The sequence below is a fragment of the Variovorax durovernensis genome (assembly GCF_977011995.1).
Genome location: NZ_CDRNCW010000001.1, coordinates 3280948 through 3300027, shown reverse-complemented (window position 1 = coordinate 3300027; position 19080 = coordinate 3280948). Strand labels below are relative to the sequence as shown.

Here is a 19080-nt window from a genome sequence, read left to right as displayed (position 1 = left end):
GCTAGGGCGCGACCACCGCCCCGCCCCCCAGGGCCTTGTAGAGCGTCATCGTCGCGTTGAACTGGTTCAAGCGGTTCAGCGCGAGCGATACCTCGGCGGTGCGGCGCCGGTCCTTGGCATCCAGAACCGGCTGCAGCGCGGTCGCTCCAGCCCTGTACCGCACCTCTGACAGGTTCTCCGCACGCTGAGCTTCCTGCAAGGCCAGCATCAGCTTGACGCTTTCATCACGCAGCTGCGTTCGCGACGACAGCGCGTTCTCGACCTCGGACAGCGCCGTGTAGAGCGACTGCCTGAAGCCCACCACCGCCTCCTCATACTGCGTCTGCGACACACCGACCGTCAGCCGCGCGGTGTTCCATTGCAGGAACGGCAGCGCCAGCCCGGCACCCAGGGTGGCCACCGGGTTCTTCAGCAGATCGCCCAGCGCCGTGCTCGAAGTGCCGAGCGAGCCCGTCAAGCTCAGCGTGGGATAGAAGCCGGTGCGCGTCGCGTCGACATTCGCCAGCGCGCCGCGCAAGCGCAGTTCCGCGGCACGCAGATCGGGCCGCCGGCCCAGCAGGCTGGCCGGCACGCCGGCATCGATGACTGGCAGGTCGGTATCCGGCAGCCGCACAGGCTCGCCCGCCAGCGGCTCCGGCGGCAGGTCGAACAGGATCGCGAGCGCATTGCGCGCCTCGACACGCTGCTGCAGCAACTGCGTGTGCGCCGCTTCCTGCGTCGCAAGGTTCTGGCCGGCCTGCGCCACGTCCAGCCCAGACACCGCGCCTGCCGCGTACTTGGTGCGCACCAGCGCCAGAATGCGCCGACCGTCCTCGATGCCGGTCTCGCTCAGGGCGATGCGCTGGTTCAGGTAGCCGGTCTGCCAGTAAAGCCCCGCCGTCGTGCCGACCAGCGCGAGCGCAGCGGCCTGGCGGTCGGCCACGGTAGCCTTCAACTCCCAGTCGGCAGCGCTGCGCAGTGCCGCGAGGCGCCCCCACAGATCGAGCTCGTAGCTCAGCGTTACCAGCGAACTGGAGGTCGAGCCCGCCACGCCGCCGCGCTTGAGGTCATAGCCGCGGCTCGTGTTGACCTGGCCCGCCACGCTTGGCGTGAGGTTGGTGTTTGCAAGACCGGCCTGCAATTGCGCGCGCCGCACGCGGATGCCCGCCGCGGCCAGGTCGTTGTTGGTGCGCAGCGCGTTGTCGATCAGCGTATCCAGGTGCGGATCTCGGAAGGCGGTCCACCATCGCTCGGACGGCATCGCGGCGGCATTCGACGCAGCGGCCGACGTTGGCTGCTGCAGCCAAGCCGACGGCACGCTCAACGGCCGCTGCTCGCGTGCCTCGGGCTGGAACAGGGTGCATCCGCCGAGCGCCAATGCCACGGCTGTTGCCACGGTGCACCGATGAAAAGAACGCGCGCTACTCACGAGCCAGCGCCTCTATCGGGTCCAGCCGCGCGGCGTTGCGCGCCGGCAGGTAGCCGAACAGCACGCCGATCAGCGAGGCACACAGAAACGCCGACACCACAGCCCCCATCGAAAAGATCATTTGCCATTGCTTGACGAAAAGCGAAAACAGAAAGCTGATGCCGTAAGACAGCGTCACGCCGATCAGGCCACCCACCAGGCACACCAGCACCGCCTCGGTCAGGAACTGCTGCAGCACGTCGCTCTGGCGCGCGCCCACGGCCATGCGGATGCCGATCTCGCGGGTGCGCTCGGTGACCGACACCAGCATGATGTTCATCACGCCGATGCCGCCCACCACCAGCGAGATCACGGCAATGAGCGACAGAAGCAGCGTGAGCGACTGGCTCGTGCGCTCGGCCGTCTTCACGATGCTGTCCATGTTGAAGGTGAAGAAATCCTTGCTGCCGTGGCGCATGGTGAGCAGCTTGACGATGCTGTCCTCCGCGGCCTTGGTCGGCTGGTCGTCGCGGATGCGCACGGTGATGCTGTCGAAGTGCTGCTGCCCGAAGATCCGGCTTGCACCCGTGCTGTAGGGCAGCCAGATGTTGAGGGACTTGTTCTCGCCGAACATGTTCTTCTTCTCCTGCGACACGCCGATCACCGTGCACGGCAGGTTGCCCACCAGGATGATCTTGCCCAGCGGATCGGTGCCCTCGGGAAACAGCTTGCGCCGCGTGTTCTGGTCGATCACCACCACCTGCGACTGGTGCCGCACGTCGCTGGCCGTGAAGGCCGCGCCGCTCGCCATCTGGATGTCGCGCACGCGGAAGAAGCTGTCGCTGACGCCGTTCACCATGCCGTTGATGTCCACGCTGCGGTAGCGAAGCCGCAGGCTGCGCGAGGTGGAAGGCGTCACGCTGTGCACGTAGGGCTGCGCCGCCAGCGCGTCGAGGTCGGACGGCGTCAGCGTTCGGATGCTCGAGGCCTTGTCGTCGCCGAAATCGTGGCCCGGGTACACGTCGAGCGTGTTGGTGCCGATGGCCCTGATGTCCGACAGCACGAAGCGCTTGGCGCCCTCCCCGATGGCCACGATCGACACCACCGAAGTGATGCCGATGATGATGCCCAGCATGGTCAGCGCCGTTCGCATGCGGTGCGCCATCATCGAGCGCCAGGCCATGCGGAAGGCTTCGGCGAAGCGCGCCCATCCGGTGCTGAATCGCGCGATGCCGAGCTTCGGCCGGGCCATCGCGCCACCTGGTAACGCGGAGGCATCGGCCTGCGCCGGCTGTTCGGGCGCCGCGACCGTGGGCACGTTCGGCCGGTCGCGCACGATCACGCCGTCGGCGATCTCGATGATGCGTTCGGTGCAGCTCGCCACCTGCATGTCGTGCGTCACGATGATGACGGTGTGGCCCTGCGCATGCAGCTCGCGCAGGATGGCGATCACCTCTTGCCCGCTCTTGCTGTCGAGCGCACCGGTAGGCTCGTCTGCCAGGATCACCTGACCGCCGTTCATGAGCGCGCGCGCGATGCTCACGCGCTGCTGCTGTCCGCCCGAGAGCTGGCTCGGCCGGTGCTCGGTGCGGTCGCCCAGCCCCAGCCGCGCCAGCAGCTGGCGCGCGCGGGTGTCGCGTGCCTCGCCGTCGGTGCCGGCGTACACCGCGGGCACCTCGACGTTGCCGGCGGCCGTCAGGTGCTGCATCAGGTGGTAGCGCTGGAAGATGAAGCCGAAGTGCTCGCGCCGCAGCTCGGCCAGCGCGTCGCTGTCGAGCGTGCCCACGTCCTTGCCGGACACCATGTAGGTACCCGTGCTCGGCCGGTCGAGGCAGCCCAGGATGTTCATCAGCGTCGACTTGCCCGAGCCCGAGGCGCCGACGATGGCCAGCATTTCCCCGCTGCCGATGTCCAGGTCGACGTCCTTCAGCACCTGCACTTCCTGCTCGCCCGAAGGAAAGCTGCGGCCGATGCCGCGCAGGCTCAGCAGCGGCTGTTCGGCCTGCTGCGTCATTGAGACTTGCCCCGGGGGCCGCCGTCGGGCTTGTCGGCCACGGCCGATGCGTCGCCGGTGATGACGTTGTCGCCCTCTTTCAGGCCTTCCAGCACCTGCGCCTGGAAGTTGTTGCTGATGCCCACGCGCACCATGCGCTTTTCGACGCTCTGGTCGGCCTTCAGCACGCGCACTTCCTGGCGGCCGTCCTTGTCGCGCGCGCCGAGCGCCGTCAGGGGCACCACCAGCGCCTGTTTTGCCTCGCCCAGCATGATCGCGACCTGTGCCGTCATGTCGACGCGCAGCGTGCGGTCGGGGTTGGGCACGTCGAACAGCGCGTTGAAGAACACGGCGTTGTTGATCTTCTCGGGCGACGGCTGCACGGCGCGCAGCGTGCCGTAATAGCGCTTGTCGGGGTCGCCCAGGATGGTGAAGTACACCGGCTGGCCCGCCTTCACGCGCACCACGTCGGCTTCGGACACCTGGGCCTTGACCGTCATGGTCGACAGGTCGGCCAGCTTCATCAGCGTGGGCACCTGGAACGAGGCCACCACGGTCTGGCCTTCGAGCGTGCTGATGGACACCACGTCGCCGTCGATGGGCGCGACGATGCGCGTGTATGAAAGGTTGGTCTGCGCCGAGGCCAGCGCCAGCCGCTGCTGGCGGATCTGCGCGTCGAGCGACACGCCGTCGGCACGCAGCGCGCGCAGCTCGGCGTCGGCGCTTTCCATGTCCTGCCTGGCGGCGGCGTCCTGGGCGAGCATTTCCTGCTGGCGCGCCCAGCTGAGCTGGGCCTGCCTGATGCGCACCTCTTTCGCCAGCTTCTGCGCCTGCAGGTTGTCGAGCTTGGCCTGCTCCTGCGCCAGCGTGTTCTGCGAGATGACGGGGTCGATTTCGGCGAGCCAGTCGCCCTTCTTCACCGTCTGCCCCAACACCACCTTCAGCGACTTGAGCTGGCCGCTGACCTGCGCGCCCACTTCCACCTGCTTCAGCGCCTGCAGCACGCCGGTGGCGAGCACCGCGTTCTCGAGGTCGGTGCGCTGCACCGCGGCGGTGAGGTACTCGGGCTTCTTGGGCGGACTGAGCCAGAACAGAGACAGCAGGCCCAGGACCACAAGGGCAACGATGCCGTAGACGAGCTTGCGCGAGCGCCGCTTGGGAGTGTTTTGCATGCAATGAGGATGAAGTGAAACGCTCCGCCGGCCCGCGCGGGCCAGGATGACCGCGTGATGGGCACCGGAGGAGGCTGCGGCTGCATCCTAGCTGCGGTTCCTGAAGAGCCCCTAAAGCCGGGGCCGCATCGGGGCATTGCGCCCGATGCGATGGATCTCAGCGTGCGCGGCGCGAGCGCACCAGCAGCACGATCAGCAGCAGCGAGAGAACCGTGAACGCAATGAACGACCAGTTCGCCAGCGTCAGGCCGAACAGCGACCAGTCGATCTTCGAGCAGTCGCCGCCGCCGCGGAAGATCATCGGCAGCGCTCGCTTCAGCGGGAAGGTTTCGATCATCCCGTAGAGGTCGCGACCGCAGGACACGACTTCGGGCGGATACCACTGCAGCCAGCTTTGCGAGGCTGCCGTGTAGGCGCCGCCGATTGCAGCCACCAGCGCGAGCAGGCCACCCACGAAGCGCAGGCCGACATTGCGGAACACCCCGGCCAGGCCGGTGAAGAGCGCCACCAGCACCAGCGCGTACCGCTGCACGATGCACATGGGACATGGCTCGAGCCCCACCACGTGCTGCAGATAGAGCCCGAAGGCCAGCATGAGAACGCAGGCCAGGCAGATCAGCCCATACGCGCGGCGCGGCGCGCCGAAGTACCAATCGATCAAGGAGATACCCAATCTTCTTCTACGAACACCCTGGCCTTGCGCGGGTTGGCGACGACGGTGTCGCCTTCCTTCAAGCCCAGGTCACGGAACTGTTGCGCAGGGAGTTGCGCTTCGATGATGGTTCCGGAGCCCGGATTATCTGGATTCGATTCGGTGGGCTCAAGTTCCAGCCGCGCGATGGGTCCGACGACGATGGCGCGCGCCAGCGTGGCGACGATGCCGGAGGCGCCGGCCACATAGCGTGTCACATCGATGTCATGCGGACGCACATAGGCACGGGCCTTGGCGTCGCGCGCGCCGCTGTGCTCGGGCGAGTCCAGGCGCATGCCGTCGAGCTGCACCGCGCCGTTGTCGGCCCGGCCATGGAACAGGTTCACGTCGCCCAGGAAGCCGTAGACGAACGGGCTGGCCGGCTGGTCCCACACTTCCTGCGGCGAGCCGACCTGCTCGATCTGCCCCTTGTTGATGACCACCACGCGGTCGGCCACTTCGAGCGCTTCTTCCTGGTCGTGCGTGACGAAGATCGAGGTGACGTGCAGCTCGTCGTGCAGCCGGCGCAGCCAGCGGCGCAGCTCCTTGCGCACCTTGGCGTCGAGTGCGCCGAAGGGCTCGTCGAGCAGCAGCACCTTGGGCTCCACGGCCAGCGCGCGGGCCAGCGCAATACGCTGGCGCTGGCCGCCCGAGAGCTGCGACGGATAGCGGTCGGCCAGCCAGTCGAGCTGCACCAGCTTGAGCAGGTCGGTCACCTTGGCCTTGATCTGCGCGTCGCTCGGACGCTCCTTGCGCGGCTTCACGCGCAGGCCGAAGGCCACGTTCTCGAACACGGTCATGTGGCGGAACAGCGCGTAGTGCTGGAACACGAAGCCCACCTGCCGTTCGCGCACGTGCACGTCGGTGGTGTCCTCGCCCGAAAAGAGGATGCTGCCGGTGTCGGCCGTCTCCAGCCCCGCGATGATGCGCAGCAGCGTGGTCTTGCCGCAGCCGGAGGGGCCGAGCAGCGCGACCAGTTCGCCCGATTCGACGTCGAGGTTCACGTCGCGCAGCGCGCGGAAGTCGCCGAACTGCTTGCTGATGTTGCGGATTTCGATGCTCATGATTTCTTCTCTCTCAGGCTCAGGCCGCCGTGGTTTCAGGGGGCCGTTCCGGGGGCAGCTCGGCAATGGCTTTCATCTCGCGCTCGTGGCGCCATTCGATGACCGACTTGATCACCAGCGTGACCAGCGCCAGGATGGCCAGCAGCGAGGCCACGGCGAACGCGGCCACCGACTGGTATTCGTTGTAGAGCACTTCCACGTGCAGCGGCATGGTGTTGGTCTGGCCCCGAATGTGGCCAGACACCACTGACACCGCGCCGAACTCGCCCATGGCGCGCGCGTTGCACAGGATCACGCCATACAGCAGGCCCCACTTGATGTTGGGCAGCGTCACGCGCCAGAAGGTCTGCCAGCCGGTCGCGCCGAGCACGATGGCGGCCTGCTCCTCGTCGGTGCCCTGCGCCTGCATCAGCGGAATGAGTTCGCGCGCGATGAACGGAAAGGTCACGAACACGGTGGCCAGCACGATGCCGGGCACGGCAAAGATGATCTTGATGTCGTGCTCCGACAGCCACGGACCCAGCCAGCCCTGGGCACCGAACACCAGCACGTAGATCAGGCCCGCCACCACCGGCGACACCGCGAACGGCAGGTCGATCAGCGTGGTGAGAAAAGCCTTGCCGCGGAACTCGAACTTGGCCACGGCCCAGGCAGCGGCCACGCCGAACACGAGGTTCATCGGCACCGCGATGGCGGCCGTGATCAGCGTGAGGCGGATGGCGCTCCAGGCGTCGGGCTCCTTCAGCGCTTCCAGGTAGGCATTGAGGCCCTTGCGCAGCGCCTCGGTCGCCACGGCCGCCAGCGGCAGCACGAGGAACAGGAACATGAACCCGAGCGCAATGCCGATCAGCGTCCAGCGCACCCAGGCGGATTCGGTAGTGCCGGCCTGCGCGCGGCGAATGACTTTGGAAGGTGCGCTCATGTCAGGCTCCAGCCCTGCGACGCTGCCAGGCTTGCAGGCCGTTGATGACCAGCAGCAGCACGAAGGAAATAACGAGCATCACCAGCGCGACCGCCGTGGCGCCCGCGTAGTCGTACTGCTCCAGCTTGCCGATGATGATGAGCGGCGTGATCTCCGAGATCATCGGCATGTTGCCGGCGATGAAGATCACCGAGCCGTATTCGCCGATGGCGCGTGCGAAGGCCATCGCAAACCCCGTGAGCAGCGCCGGCGCGATCGACGGGAAGATCACCTTGGTGAAGGTCTGCAGCCGCGTCGCGCCGAGCGAGGTAGCGGCTTCTTCCAGTTCTTTCTCGGCGTCTTCGAGCACCGGCTGCACCGTGCGCACCACGAAGGGCAGCCCGATGAAGATCAGCGCAATCACGATGCCCGCCGGCGTGAACGCCAGCTTGATGCCGTGCGGCTCCAGCAGTTGCCCGACCCAGCCGTTGCCCGCGAGCAGCGCAGTCAGCGAGATGCCTGCCACCGCCGTCGGCAATGCGAACGGCAGGTCGACCAGCGCATCGACGATGCGCTTGCCCGGAAACTTGTAGCGCACCAGCACCCAGGCCACCAGCAGGCCGAACACCGCATTCACGATGGCAGCGAACAGCGAGGCGCCGAAGGTCAGCCGGTACGAGGCCATCACGCGCGGAGCGGTCACGGCCACCCAGAACTGGTCCCAGGTAAGAGTGAAGGTCTTGAAGACCAGCGCCGACAGCGGGATCAGCACGATCAGGCTCAGATACAGGATCGAGAAGCCGAGCGTGATGTGGAAACCCGGCAGCACGCGCTTGGCGCCCCCTGCCCGGTTGGCACGCGAAAAAGGCGCTCCCGCGGACGGGAGCGCCGAAGGAACAGCGCCGCTCATTTACTTTGCGCCAGGGGTATACAACTTGTCGAACTGGCCGCCGTCGTTGAAGTGCACCTTCTGCGCTTCACCCAGGCTGCCGAACAGCTCTTGCACCGTGAACAGCTGCAGGGGCTTGAAGGTCGAGGCGTACTTCTTGAGCACGGTTTGCGAGCGCGGACGCAGCGCATGCTTGGCGGCGATTTCCTGTGCTTCTTCTGAGTAGAGCCAGTCGAGGTAGGCCTTGGCGAGTTCGCCGGTGCCCTTCTTGTTGACGGTGCGCTCGACCACGGCCACCGGGTTCTCGGCCACGATGCTGATCGACGGATAGACCGAATCGACCTTGCCGGTACCGAACTCGCGGTCGATCGACACCACTTCCGATTCGAAGGTGATCAGCGCGTCGCCGATGTTGCGTTGCAGGAAGGCGGTGGTCGCATCGCGGCCGCCGCGCGCCAGCACCGGCACGTTCTTGAACAGCTTGCCGACGAACTCGGCGGCCTGGGCGTCGGTGCCGCCCTTCTTCTTGATGTAGCCCCAGGCTGCCAGGTAGGCGTAGCGGCCGTTGCCGCCGGTCTTGGGGTTGACGATCACGACCTGCACACCCGGCTTGACCAGGTCGTCCCAGTCCTTGATGCCCTTGGGATTGCCGTTGCGCACCAGGAACAGCATGGTCGACGTGGTCGGCGATGCGTTTTCGGGGAATTTCTTGGTCCAGTCCTTGGCGACCACGCCGGCGTTGGCCAGGAAGTCGATATCGGTCGAGGTGTTCATGGTCACCACGTCGGCATCCAGGCCGTCGGCCACCGCGCGGGCCTGCGCGCTGGAGCCGCCGTGCGACTGGTCGATCTTGACGTCCTTGCCGGTGGCCTTCTTGTAGTGCGCCACGAAGGCCGCGTTGTAGTCCTTGTAGAACTCGCGGGCCACGTCGTACGAGGCGTTCAGCAGCGACGTGCCCTGGGCGAAGGCGTTGCCGCCGGCGAGTGCGGAGGACGCCAGCGCGAGCACGGCGACGAAGGTCTTTATTCTGGAAGTCATGTGATTGCCAAAGTTTCTGAAAATTCACGGCCCGCCGACCAGGCGGCGGGCTCGTCGGTCAAGGACTGGAGCAAGGCGAGGCCCAGCGGCCAGTCCCCGTGTCCCGAGTCGATGTTGATGTGGCCCGCATTCTGCATGCGGACGAACTCGCTTCCCCAGGCGCGCGAATATGCACCAGCCAGGCGGATCGGGCAAAAAGGGTCATTGCTGCTGGCCACCACGATGCTGCGGTACGGCAGCGCCGCATACGGCACGGGCGCGAAGTCGGACAGCACGGCGCGGCGCTCCGGGTCGGCCGGAGCCACCAGCAGCGCCCCCTGGATGCGGGCCGCAGCCTCTGGCGGCAGGTGCGCCGTGGCGATGCAGCCGAGGCTGTGCGCGGCGATCACCACCGGGCCGGGCTGCTCGAGCACCAGCTTGGCGAGCGCCGGCACCCAGGCGTCGCGCTTGGGCGATGCCCAGTCGTCCTGCACCACCCGCGCCGCGCCCGGAATGCGCTCTTCCCACAGGCTCTGCCAGTGGCCGGGCCCGGAGTCGCGCCAGCCGGGCACGATGACAACACGAGTATTCATGAGCACTCCCCCAGGCTTCGCGCACTTCGTGTCGCTTCTCCACCCCCCTCGCCGGGGGCAACACCAGCGGCCCGGCAAAGCCGGTTCCGCGGTGTTCCTGGAAGGAGGGTCGAAGCTTTCACGGTCGGCTCTCGCTTGCTTACTTGTTGGGCTGCGGCGTGATGCGCAGGTAAGGCTTGACGGCCTTGAAGCCCTTGGGAAAGCGCTTGGCGAGTTCGGCCGGGTCCTGGATGCTCGGCACGATGACCACGTCGTCGCCGTCCTTCCAGTTCACGGGCGTGGCCACCTTGTGGCTGTCGGTGAGCTGCAGCGAGTCGATCACGCGCAGGATCTCGTCGAAATTGCGGCCGGTCGACGCCGGGTAGGTGATGGTCGTGCGGATGATCTTCTTCGGATCGATGATGAACACGCTGCGAACGGTGGCCGTGGCGGAGGCGTTCGGGTGGATCAGGTCGTACAGGTCGGCCACCTTGCGGTCGGCGTCCGCGATGATGGGAAAGTTGACCGTGGTGTTCTGCGTCTCGTTGATGTCGCCGATCCATTCCTTGTGCTTGGTTGCCGGGTCGACGCTCAGTGCGATGGGCTTGACGCCGCGCTTGGCGAACTCGCCCGACAGCGCCGCCGTCTTGCCGAGTTCGGTGGTGCACACCGGCGTGAAGTCGGCAGGGTGCGAGAAGAACACGACCCAGGAATCGCCCGCCCACTGATAGAAGTCGATGGGGCCTTCGCTGGAGTCCTGGGTGAAATTGGGGGCGGTGTCGCCGAGTCGCAGAGTTGCCATGATCGCTCCTGGATTGGATGGAAGCCTCGGATTGTGCGAACCATCGCTTCAATGCCAAACGAATATCTGCTTGTTTGGATATGACGTTTTTCGCATAACGACCACCCCTTTACCCTTTGGTTTGGGCTCAGAACATCCGCATATCGACGCTCTGCAGATGCTCCGTCAGGAAGTCGATCAGCCGCCGCACCGCGGGCACCAGCGCCCGCCGCGCCGGAAACACCATGTGCGCCACCACCGGCGACGGCCCCCAGTCCGGCAGCACCCGCACCAGCCGGCCAGCGTCGACATCGGCCCGGCACATGTAGTCAGGGAGCATGGTCGCGCCGACGCCGCCCAGTGCGCCGAACTGCAGTGTCGCAAGGTCGTCCGCCACATAGCGCGGCACATGCGAATGCACCCAGCTCTGGCCGTTCGGGCCTTCCAGGCGCCAGTCGCTGCGCCCTTCCCCGTTGACCGACATGGCCGCGGTCGGCAGCTTCACCAGGTCGGCCGGCGTGTTTATCGGGCCGTGGAGCGCCAATAGTTCAGGGCTGGCGATCAGAACGCCCCGGCTGTAGCCGAAGGTCTTGGCCACCAGCACGGTGCTGTCCTCGATGACGGGGCGCACGCGCAGCGCGATGTCGATGCCCTCCTCGATCAGGTCGACCGGCCGGTTGATCACGCGCATGTCGATTCGCACCGCCGGGTAGCGCGCCATGAAGACCGGCATCAGCTGCGCGAGCCCGCTGTGGGCGATGGTCACGGGGCAGCTCAGCCGCACCAGGCCGCTGGGCTCGGTCTGCACCTGCGCAACCGCCTCGGCGGCGGCCTGCGCCGCGTCGCGCATGGCGGAGGCGTGGCGCAGATAGATCTCGCCGGCGGGCGTGAGCGACAGCCGCCGCGTGCTGCGCTGCATCAGCTGCACGCCCAGCCGCTCTTCCAGGTCGGCCACGCGGCGCGACAGGCGCGACTTGGGAATGCCGAGCGCCCGGCTGGCAGCGGCAAAGCCGCCTCGCTCGGCCACTTCGGCGAAGAAAACCATGTCGTTGAGGTCTTGCATGAGGCTCATTGTCCTGCAAACAGAACGAACTAGGCTATTTTCGGCTACTTATCAGCCACTACATCCAAAAATAGAATTCTCACATTGCCGGCCAACTTGAGTGCCGACACCCCCAAGAAAGTGATTGACTGATCATGAAGCTGCTCCACATCGACTCCAGCATCCTCGCCGCCAACTCCACCTCGCGCCTGCTCTCGGCTGAAACCGTGGCCGCCTGGCGCGCCGCCCACCCCGACACCACCGTCGAATACCTCGACCTGGCCGTCGACGCTCCCGCGCACTTCAGCGCCGACTCGCTCGGCATCAAGATCGGTGTGCAGGCCCAGCCGACCGAAGCGCAACAGCGTGAAAACGATCTGTCCGAAAAGCTCGTGAGCCAGTTCCTGGCCGCGGACGTGGTCGTCATCGGCACGCCCTTCTATAACTTCTCGATCCCGACGCAACTCAAGGCCTGGATCGACCGCCTGGGGCAAGTCGGCCGCACCTTCAAGTACACCGAGAAGGGCCCCGTCGGCCTGGCCGGCGGCAAGACCATCATCGTGGCCTCTTCGCGCGGCGGCATCTATTCGACCAGCGAAGGCGGCCAGGCCATGGAACACCAGGAGAGCTACCTGAAGGCAGTCTTCGGCTTCTTCGGCATCACGGACGTGCGCATCGTGCGCGCCGAAGGCGTGGCCATGGGCGACGACGCCAGGGCCACCGCGCTGGCTTCGGCCCGCGCCGACATCCTGGTGGCAACCGGCGAAGCCGCCAACCAGAAGGACGTGGCGCAAGTCGCCTGACCCGGCCCCGCGCCATGAAAAAAGCCGCCTTCACGGGCGGCTTTTTCGTTGGCGCGCGCTGCGCTCAGGCCGAGTGGGTCTTGACCCAGGCCACGTACTTGTCCATCCAGCCCTGCAGGAACTTCTTCGTGCCTTCGTTGCCGATGTGGCCCTTGTCGTCGAACAGGTCGTCCTTGGCCTGCAGGAACACTTCGGGCGCGCCCAGCGTCGGCACGTCGAGGTAGGCCAGGATGTTGCGCAGGTGCTGCTGCGCCAGCGCGGTGCCGATGGCGCCGACCGACACGCCGACCACGCCCGCGGGCTTGCCGGCCCAGGCGCTCTGGCCGTAGGGGCGCGACGCATGGTCGATGGCGTTCTTCAGCACGCCGGGAATCGAGCGGTTGTATTCGGGTGTGACGAACAGCAGGCCCTGGGCCGCTGCAATCTCGGTCTTCAGACGCTTCACCGAGGCGGCCTGATTGCCGTCGTCGTCCTGGTTATAGGCCGGCAGGTCGTCGATGCGCAGATGCTCGAAGGTGAGCTCGGCCGGGGCGAGATGCGCCAGCGCGAGGGCCAGCTTCTGGTTGTACGAATCTTTGCGAAGGCTGCCGACGAGAACGGCGATGCGGATCTGTGCCATGAATGGAACTCCTTGAATGGAAGAGTCAGAGTCGGAATGACCGACGCGATTATGCGAACCCTCCATGACCCTATCTTAAAAAGCCCATCGCGCCGCGCCGACTCCTGAAGACTGCCGGAGAAATCACCGGCCTGAAGCAGCCCGCCGCAATCCCGGGCATCATCGCCGTCGATCTTTTTGGTTCGACTGATTCAGGAGCGACACGCGATGAGATTTCTGGTGGTGGGTGCCGGCGCACTCGGTGGGTACTTCGGCGGTCGTCTGCTGGAGGCAGGACGCGACGTCACCTTCCTGCTGCGACCGCGCCGCGCGGCGCAGCTCGCGAAGACCGGGCTGGTGGTGCAGAGCACGTTCGGCAACCTGCAGCTTCCAGCGCCCAGGCATGTACTGGCGGATGGCATCGACGGGCCCTACGACGTGGTCATTGCCGGCAGCAAGGCCTACGACCTCGAATCGACGATGGACTCGTTCGCCCCCGCGGTCGGCCCGAACACCGTGATTCTTCCGCTGCTCAACGGCATGAAGCACATCGACAGCCTGGTCGCGCGCTTCGGCGAAGACCGGGTGCTGGGCGGCCTGTGCATGATCTCCGCCACTCTGGATGACGAAGGCCGCGTGCTGCACCTCAACGACACGCACGGCCTGAGCTACGGCGAGCGCGCCGGTGGTCGCTCGGCCCGCGTCGACGCCATCGCGGCGCAGTTCGCCGGCGCAAAGTTCGACGGCAACGCCAGCGAGACCATCTCGCAGGACATGTGGGAGAAGTGGGTGTTCATCGCATCGGCGGCGGGCCTCACCAGCCTGATGCGCGCGTCCATCGGCGACATCATGGCGGCCGGCGGTGAAGACGTGGCGCTGTCGATCTTCGGCGAATGCTGCGCCATCGCCGAACACAACGGCTTCGCGCCGCGCCCGGCAGCCGTGCAGCGCGGCCGGGCCATCATGACCGCAGCTGGCTCGCCGATGACGGCATCGATGTACAAGGACATCGTGCGCGGCGCGCAGGTGGAGGCCGACCATATCGTCGGCGACCTGCTGAGCCGAGCGGCGCCGGGCCATGCGGCAACGCCTTCGGTGCTGCGCACGGCGTACGTCCACCTCAAGGCCTACGAAGCCCAGCGCGCCCGCACGGCGGGCTGACGCGGTGCAACACGCCATCGCCTTCCTGCACACGGCGCAGGCCCATGTGCCAACCTTCGAGCGGCTGCTCGGCGAAGCCGCGCCGGGCCTGCCGGCACGCCATGTGGTGCGCGACGACCTGCTCGCCGATGCACGCGTCGTCGGTGTTTCCGACGCGGCGCTGGTGGCTCGCGTTCACGCCGCCATGCAGGAGGCGGCTTCAGGCGGTGCCAACGTCGTGGCCTGCACCTGCTCGACCATCGGCGGCATCGCCGAACACACGCCGACGCACGGCCGATTCAAGGCCCTGCGCATCGACCGCGCCATGGCCGACCGCGCAGTGCGCACCGGCCCGCGCGTGCTGGTGGCCGCCGCGCTTCAGAGCACGCTCGCACCGACCGTGGACCTGGTGTTGTCAGCAGCCTCGGATGCGGGCGTGCGGGTAGAGCCCGGGCAATTGCTCATCGCCGGCGCATGGCCGCATTTCGAAGCCGGCGACATCGCCCGCTATGCCGAAACGCTGGCCGCCGCCATTCGCAAGGCGGCCGGCTCGGCCGACGTGGTGGTGCTGGCCCAGGCCTCGATGGCACCCGCCACCGCGCTGCTTGCGGATCTTGGCATCGATGTGCTCAGCAGCCCTGCGCTGGGCGTGGCGCACGTCGCTGCGGTAGCTGCCGCAGCAGCTAGTCCGACTTGAGAATTGTCTCGCCCTTCAACATCCCCATGTCGCGGGTGTTGAAGCGGTGGCGCTTCCAGCCTGCCCAGGTGCGGCGGAAGTTCGCAATCGAAATACCGTAATACAGCACCTTGAACATGCGCAGCGCGTTCCACATCGGCGTACCGTTGTAGATGTCGCCGGCCAGCAGCGACATCAGCGCCTCCTTCACCCGGAACGGGTTGCCGGGATGCATGAACATGTCGCGGATGGTCGGGTTGGTCACGCGGTAGATGAACCACGAATACTCGCGCGGCCCCTTGCGCATCATGGCCTCGAAGCCCTGGCGCGCCGCCGACAACTCCGCCGGCTGGTCGAGAGCGGTGGCCACCAGCTTCGCGCCATCGAAGGCGCTGTGCATGGCCAGGTACACGCCGGACGAGAACATCGGGTCGATGAAGGTGAAGGCATCTCCCAGCATCAGGTAGCGGTCGCCGGTGGCGTGCGTGCTGGTGTAAGAGAAATTGCCCGTGGCATGCACCGCGTCGTCGACCAGCGTGGCGCCCTGAAGCCGGTCTTGCAGCACCGGGCACAGCGCGATGGTGTCGTAGAAGAAGTCCTTCAGCGGCTTGTCGCGCGTCTTCAGGTAATACGGCCAGCACACCGCGCCCACGCTGGTGGTGCCGTCGGCCAGCGGAATGAACCAGAACCAGCCGTGCGGGAACCAGCAGATGCTGATGTTGCCTTCCTTCTTGCCTTCGAGCCGCTCGGCGTTGGTGAAGTGGCCGAACACGGCCGTGCTGTTGTGGTCGGGGTTCTTTTCCTTGCAGCGGAATTTGTTGGCCAGCAGGGTGTCGCGCCCGGTGGCGTCGACCACGAAGCGCGCTCGCCAGCTGCGCTTCGCGCCGTCGTCCATCTCGGCCCTGACAGTGGCGCCGTCTGCATCGAACGCCACGTCGCGCACCTTGCAGCCTTCGATCGTCTGCGCACCGCGCGTTGCCGCGTTGCGGAACAGCAGCTCGTCGAGTTCGGACCGGCGCACCTGCCAGGCGGAGTCGAGCGACTTGTCCCAGCCCTCGGCAAATTCGACGTAGCTGCGGTGCTCGTGCTCGGGCGAGACGAACTCGATGCCGAACTTGGGCATGCCGATCTTGTCGACCTGGTCGCGCACGCCGAGCTTCTCGAACAGCTCGACATTCCCGGGCAACAGCGATTCGCCGATGTGAAAGCGCGGGTGATGCGCTTTCTCGAGCAACACCACCTTGCGGCCCTGCTGGGCCAGCAATGCCGCAATGGTCGAGCCGGCGGGGCCACCGCCGACAACCATCACGTCACAGGATTCGTCGGCGGTCGAAGGCGTGGGGGAAGAAGCTTGAGGCAGGGACATGCGGTGGCAAGCATCACGAGTGTTAACAATCTCCAAGCATAGCGCGCCATTCGTTAACCGGGCAAAGAGCGCAAAGTCGGCTAAGCGGCGCCCAAGCGCCGGCGGCAGACTCGGGCCATGAACCTTCCACGCCTTCTTTCCCTGGCAGGCACGCTGTGCCTGTCTGCCACCCTTGCGCACGCCGCGGGGTTCAGCTTCATCGACGTGCCGGCCGACAAGGACGGGCCGGCCCTCCAAGGCGCCGTGTGGTCGCCCTGCGATGGCCCGGCAGCCACGATCACGCTCGACACGCTGGTCATTGCCGGCGCCAGGAACTGCCCCGTGGCCGGAGCGGCCCTGCCGCTGGTCGTGGTCTCGCACGGCACCGGCGGATCATTTCTGGGGCACCACGACACCGACGCCGCGCTGGCCGACGCGGGTTTTGTCGTCGCGGCCATCAGCCACCCCGGCGACAACTTCCGCGACCTGAGCCGGCAGGGCTACCTGTCGGCCTTCGCGACACGGCCGGAGGACATGAAGCGGCTGGTCGACTACATGGTGACCGCCTGGCCAGGTCGCGCAAAGCTCGACCCCGAGCGGATCGGCTTCTTCGGCTTCTCACGCGGTGGCTACACCGGGCTCGCCGCGATCGGCGCCGTTCCGAACTACAAATTGCGCGAAGACCTCTGCCCGCCCGAATCGAAGGTTCCGCTGTGCGGCGAGATCCGCCGCAACGAAATGCCGCCACTGCCTCGGCGCGACCCGCGCATCAAGGCAGCAGTCATCGTCGATCCGCTGAGCGCCTTCGACGCCAAGGGGCTGAAGGACGTGACGGTACCGATCCAGCTGTGGGGTTCCGCCTATGGTGGCGACGGCGTGCTGCCGCACCACGTGGAAGAGCTGCTGCGCGACCTGCCTATTCCCCCGGAGTGGCATCTGGCGGCCAACGCCGGGCACTTCGCGTTCCTGGCGCCCTGCTCTCCTGCATTGGCGAAAAGCGCGCCGGAGATCTGCACCGACGCGCCCGGCTTCGACCGCGTTGCGTTCCACGCGGACTTCGACGCCCAGGTGGTCGGCTTTTTCAAGCGTTACCTCGCGCCGAAGCCCTTGCCCTAACCCGCGCGCCGCTGCCCCGCCAGCCGCCGCACCACAGCCACCAGCCGGTCGACCTCGTCGAAGGTGTTGTAGAACGCCAGCGAAGGCCGCACCGTCGTCTCGACACCGAAGCGCCGCAGGATCGGCTGCGCGCAGTGGTGGCCGGTGCGCACCGCAATGCCCTCGTCGTTCAGCGCATGCCCCACTTCTTCGGTGGTGTAGCCGTCGAGCACGAAGGACATCACGCTGGCCTTGTCGGCCGCCGTGCCGATCAGCCGCACGCCGGGAATCGCGCCGAGCTGCACCATGCCGTAAACCAGCAGGTCATGCTCGTAGCGCGCGATGTTCTCGATGCCGACCTTGTTGACGTAGTCGATCGCCGCGCCCAGCCCCACGGCGTCGGCAATGTTGCCGGTGCCGGCCTCGAACTTGTTGGGGATCGGCTGGAACACGGTCTTCTCGAAGGTCACGTCGGCAATCATGTTGCCGCCGCCCTGCCACGGGGGCATGTCTTCGAGCACTTCGCGCTTGCCCCAGACCACGCCGATGCCGGTCGGACCGAAAACCTTGTGGCCGGAGAACACGAAGAAATCGGCACCGATGTCCTGCACGTCCACACGCATGTGCGAGACCGACTGCGCACCGTCGACCAGCGCCCTGGCGCCCGCGCGGTGTGCCAGCTCGACGATCTCCTTCACCGGCACCACGGTGCCCAGCGCATTGGAGACCTGCGTGACGGCCACGATCTTCGTGCGGTCGTTGAGCAGCTTGCGGTATTCGTCGAGCAGCACCTGGCCCGAATCGTCCACCGGAATCACGCGCAGCTTCGCGCCCTTGGCGGCGGCAAGCTGCTGCCACGGCACGATGTTGGCGTGATGCTCGAGGTTCGACACGATGATCTCGTCGCCCTCGCCCACGTGCTGCCCGCCCCAGCTCTTGGCCACGAGGTTGATGGCCTCGGTGGTGCCGCGCACGAAGATCACCTCCTCCACTTCCGGCGCGTTGATGAACTGGCGAACGCGTTCGCGCGCGCCCTCGTAGGCGTCGGTTGCGCGCGCAGCCAGCTCATGCGCCGCGCGGTGGATATTCGAGTTCTCGTGCTCGTAGAAGTACGCGATGCGGTCGATGACCGACTGCGGCTTGTGCGTGGTGGCCGCGTTGTCGAACCACACGAGTTGCTTGCCGTTCACCCGCTCCTGCAGGATCGGAAAATCGCGCCGCACGGCATGGACGTCGAACGGCGGATGCTGGCCGCTGCCGGCCAGCGGCACGGCGTCGGGGCCGCGCGGATCGGGCTTGGCCGGCGTGACGAAGCCGTTGGGCAGGCGCACCGCATCGACGAAATAGAACTGTGCGTCGCGGCCGGCGGGTGCAATCGACGGGCTCGGCGGCGAAACCGGCGCAGCCGCTTGCGGCAGTTCAAGGCCAGCGAACGGATCGTGAATCGCAATGCCCTGCGTGGCCCCCGCCGACGGATGCCCGTAACTGTTGCCCACGAAGTAGAACGGCGACGCTGCAGCCTGCGGCGCCAGGGGCGCACTCACCTGCTGCGGCACGCCAAGCAGCGCACCGCCCGAGCGCGGCTCGAACGCCGGCGCCACCGACAGCACGCTGTCCGGCACGCCATTCCCCGCCGTGGCATGCGGCAGCAAAGCTGGCGCTCGGTTGGCGAGCGAAGGCAGCTGCGTGGGCGATGCCGGCACCAGGTTGGCGCCCGGAATCTGCCCCTGCGGAATCGGCGTGCCCGGCACGCTCGGCCCGAAGCCCGCGGGGCTCACCAGCGGCGAACCCGGCGGCGCGATGTTGGCGGGAAACTGCGCGCCCGGCACCTCGGAGAACATGGCGCTCGCCATGCGCGCGAGGATGGCCGGGTCGAACGGCGCCTCGCCCGGAATCGATGGAGTGCTGCTCACA

Annotated in this window: 18 protein-coding genes; 4 read left to right on the top strand and 14 right to left on the bottom strand. The window is 66.8% G+C overall.

What is annotated here, in order from left to right; translation table 11 throughout:
- Nucleotide 1 precedes the first annotated feature (1 nt).
- From ACWV14_RS15740 to ACWV14_RS15690, 11 genes are all read right to left on the bottom strand, one after another.
- Nucleotides 2-1408, bottom strand: a complete 1407-nt coding sequence (locus ACWV14_RS15740) for an efflux transporter outer membrane subunit (protein ID WP_454909404.1) — start codon at nt 1406-1408, stop codon at nt 2-4.
- Nucleotides 1401-3401, bottom strand: coding sequence for a macrolide ABC transporter ATP-binding protein/permease MacB (gene macB, locus ACWV14_RS15735; RefSeq protein WP_454909403.1), 2001 nt, complete (start codon nt 3399-3401; stop codon nt 1401-1403). The genes ACWV14_RS15740 and macB overlap by 8 nt, the downstream gene beginning before the upstream one ends.
- Nucleotides 3398-4552 (bottom strand): macrolide transporter subunit MacA, encoded by a 1155-nt coding sequence (gene macA, locus ACWV14_RS15730; protein WP_422086564.1) that lies wholly within the window; start codon nt 4550-4552, stop codon nt 3398-3400. The genes macB and macA overlap by 4 nt, the downstream gene beginning before the upstream one ends.
- A 157-nt stretch (nt 4553-4709) precedes the next feature.
- Entirely contained in the window at nt 4710-5213 is a 504-nt protein-coding gene (locus ACWV14_RS15725) for a disulfide bond formation protein B (RefSeq protein ID WP_454909402.1), read from the bottom strand.
- Nucleotides 5210-6307 (bottom strand): sulfate/molybdate ABC transporter ATP-binding protein, encoded by a 1098-nt coding sequence (locus ACWV14_RS15720; protein WP_081269401.1) that lies wholly within the window; start codon nt 6305-6307, stop codon nt 5210-5212. The genes ACWV14_RS15725 and ACWV14_RS15720 overlap by 4 nt, the downstream gene beginning before the upstream one ends.
- Nucleotides 6308-6326: 19 nt before the next feature.
- Entirely contained in the window at nt 6327-7229 is a 903-nt protein-coding gene (cysW, locus tag ACWV14_RS15715; RefSeq protein WP_422086562.1) for a sulfate ABC transporter permease subunit CysW, read from the bottom strand.
- A 1-nt stretch (nt 7230) separates the two neighbouring features.
- The gene (gene cysT / locus ACWV14_RS15710) at nt 7231-8118 is read right to left on the bottom strand and encodes a sulfate ABC transporter permease subunit CysT (RefSeq protein WP_081269400.1); all 888 of its coding nucleotides are present in this window, start codon (nt 8116-8118) and stop codon (nt 7231-7233) included.
- Nucleotides 8119-9135 (bottom strand): sulfate ABC transporter substrate-binding protein, encoded by a 1017-nt coding sequence (locus ACWV14_RS15705; RefSeq protein ID WP_454909401.1) that lies wholly within the window; start codon nt 9133-9135, stop codon nt 8119-8121.
- A complete protein-coding gene (locus ACWV14_RS15700; protein ID WP_422086559.1) occupies nt 9132-9707 on the bottom strand; it encodes an RBBP9/YdeN family alpha/beta hydrolase in 576 nt (191 codons plus the stop codon). The genes ACWV14_RS15705 and ACWV14_RS15700 overlap by 4 nt, the downstream gene beginning before the upstream one ends.
- Nucleotides 9708-9846: 139 nt before the next feature.
- Entirely contained in the window at nt 9847-10488 is a 642-nt protein-coding gene (locus ACWV14_RS15695) for a peroxiredoxin (RefSeq protein ID WP_454909400.1), read from the bottom strand.
- A gap of 127 nt (nt 10489-10615) precedes the next feature.
- Nucleotides 10616-11530 carry a LysR family transcriptional regulator gene (locus ACWV14_RS15690; RefSeq protein ID WP_454909399.1) on the bottom strand — a complete coding sequence of 305 codons (915 nt, stop codon included), beginning with the start codon at nt 11528-11530 and terminating at the stop codon, nt 10616-10618.
- A gap of 134 nt (nt 11531-11664) precedes the next feature.
- Between ACWV14_RS15690 and ACWV14_RS15685 the strand changes: the two genes are divergently transcribed.
- The gene (locus ACWV14_RS15685) at nt 11665-12312 is read left to right on the top strand and encodes an FMN-dependent NADH-azoreductase (protein WP_454909398.1); all 648 of its coding nucleotides are present in this window, start codon (nt 11665-11667) and stop codon (nt 12310-12312) included.
- Nucleotides 12313-12376: 64 nt separating this feature from the next.
- Here ACWV14_RS15685 and ACWV14_RS15680 read toward each other — a convergent pair whose 3' ends face one another.
- On the bottom strand, nt 12377-12931 hold the full coding sequence (locus ACWV14_RS15680) for an NADPH-dependent FMN reductase (protein WP_454909397.1): 555 nt from the start codon (nt 12929-12931) through the stop codon (nt 12377-12379).
- Nucleotides 12932-13138: 207 nt separating this feature from the next.
- On the opposite strand from ACWV14_RS15680, the gene panE reads away from it, so the two are divergent.
- Nucleotides 13139-14071 carry a 2-dehydropantoate 2-reductase gene (gene panE, locus ACWV14_RS15675; RefSeq protein WP_454909396.1) on the top strand — a complete coding sequence of 311 codons (933 nt, stop codon included), beginning with the start codon at nt 13139-13141 and terminating at the stop codon, nt 14069-14071.
- A gap of 4 nt (nt 14072-14075) precedes the next feature.
- Nucleotides 14076-14747 (top strand): Asp/Glu/hydantoin racemase, encoded by a 672-nt coding sequence (locus tag ACWV14_RS15670; RefSeq protein WP_454909395.1) that lies wholly within the window; start codon nt 14076-14078, stop codon nt 14745-14747.
- Here ACWV14_RS15670 and ACWV14_RS15665 read toward each other — a convergent pair.
- The gene (locus ACWV14_RS15665; RefSeq protein ID WP_454909394.1) at nt 14734-16092 is read right to left on the bottom strand and encodes an NAD(P)/FAD-dependent oxidoreductase; all 1359 of its coding nucleotides are present in this window, start codon (nt 16090-16092) and stop codon (nt 14734-14736) included. The genes ACWV14_RS15670 and ACWV14_RS15665 overlap by 14 nt on opposite strands.
- A gap of 117 nt (nt 16093-16209) precedes the next feature.
- Here ACWV14_RS15665 and ACWV14_RS15660 point away from each other — a divergent pair, with 117 nt between their 5' ends.
- Nucleotides 16210-17187, top strand: a complete 978-nt coding sequence (locus ACWV14_RS15660) for an alpha/beta hydrolase family protein (RefSeq protein ID WP_454909393.1) — start codon at nt 16210-16212, stop codon at nt 17185-17187.
- Here ACWV14_RS15660 and ACWV14_RS15655 read toward each other — a convergent pair.
- Complete coding sequence (locus ACWV14_RS15655; RefSeq protein ID WP_454909634.1) at nt 17184-19019, bottom strand: family 2A encapsulin nanocompartment cargo protein cysteine desulfurase; 1836 nt, start codon at nt 19017-19019, stop codon at nt 17184-17186. The two genes, ACWV14_RS15660 and ACWV14_RS15655, sit on opposite strands and share 4 nt — an antisense overlap.
- Between the last annotated feature and the right edge of the window lie 61 nt (nt 19020-19080).

Bases quoted from the DNA above. Each gene is read 5' to 3' on its own strand.
- macB (WP_454909403.1), bottom strand. From the start codon at position 3,401: ATGACGCAGCAGGCCGAACAGCCGCTGCTGAGCCTGCGCGGCATCGGC.
- macA (WP_422086564.1), bottom strand. From the start codon at position 4,552: ATGCAAAACACTCCCAAGCGGCGCTCGCGCAAGCTCGTCTACGGCATC.
- ACWV14_RS15720 (WP_081269401.1), bottom strand. From the start codon at position 6,307: ATGAGCATCGAAATCCGCAACATCAGCAAGCAGTTCGGCGACTTCCGC.
- cysW (WP_422086562.1), bottom strand. From the start codon at position 7,229: ATGAGCGCACCTTCCAAAGTCATTCGCCGCGCGCAGGCCGGCACTACC.
- cysT (WP_081269400.1), bottom strand. From the start codon at position 8,118: ATGAGCGGCGCTGTTCCTTCGGCGCTCCCGTCCGCGGGAGCGCCTTTT.
- ACWV14_RS15705 (WP_454909401.1), bottom strand. From the start codon at position 9,135: ATGACTTCCAGAATAAAGACCTTCGTCGCCGTGCTCGCGCTGGCGTCC.
- ACWV14_RS15700 (WP_422086559.1), bottom strand. From the start codon at position 9,707: ATGAATACTCGTGTTGTCATCGTGCCCGGCTGGCGCGACTCCGGGCCC.
- ACWV14_RS15695 (WP_454909400.1), bottom strand. From the start codon at position 10,488: ATGGCAACTCTGCGACTCGGCGACACCGCCCCCAATTTCACCCAGGAC.
- ACWV14_RS15690 (WP_454909399.1), bottom strand. From the start codon at position 11,530: ATGCAAGACCTCAACGACATGGTTTTCTTCGCCGAAGTGGCCGAGCGA.
- ACWV14_RS15685 (WP_454909398.1), top strand. From the start codon at position 11,665: ATGAAGCTGCTCCACATCGACTCCAGCATCCTCGCCGCCAACTCCACC.
- ACWV14_RS15680 (WP_454909397.1), bottom strand. From the start codon at position 12,931: ATGGCACAGATCCGCATCGCCGTTCTCGTCGGCAGCCTTCGCAAAGAT.
- panE (WP_454909396.1), top strand. From the start codon at position 13,139: ATGAGATTTCTGGTGGTGGGTGCCGGCGCACTCGGTGGGTACTTCGGC.
- ACWV14_RS15665 (WP_454909394.1), bottom strand. From the start codon at position 16,092: ATGTCCCTGCCTCAAGCTTCTTCCCCCACGCCTTCGACCGCCGACGAA.
- ACWV14_RS15660 (WP_454909393.1), top strand. From the start codon at position 16,210: ATGAACCTTCCACGCCTTCTTTCCCTGGCAGGCACGCTGTGCCTGTCT.
- ACWV14_RS15655 (WP_454909634.1), bottom strand. From the start codon at position 19,019: ATGGCGAGCGCCATGTTCTCCGAGGTGCCGGGCGCGCAGTTTCCCGCC.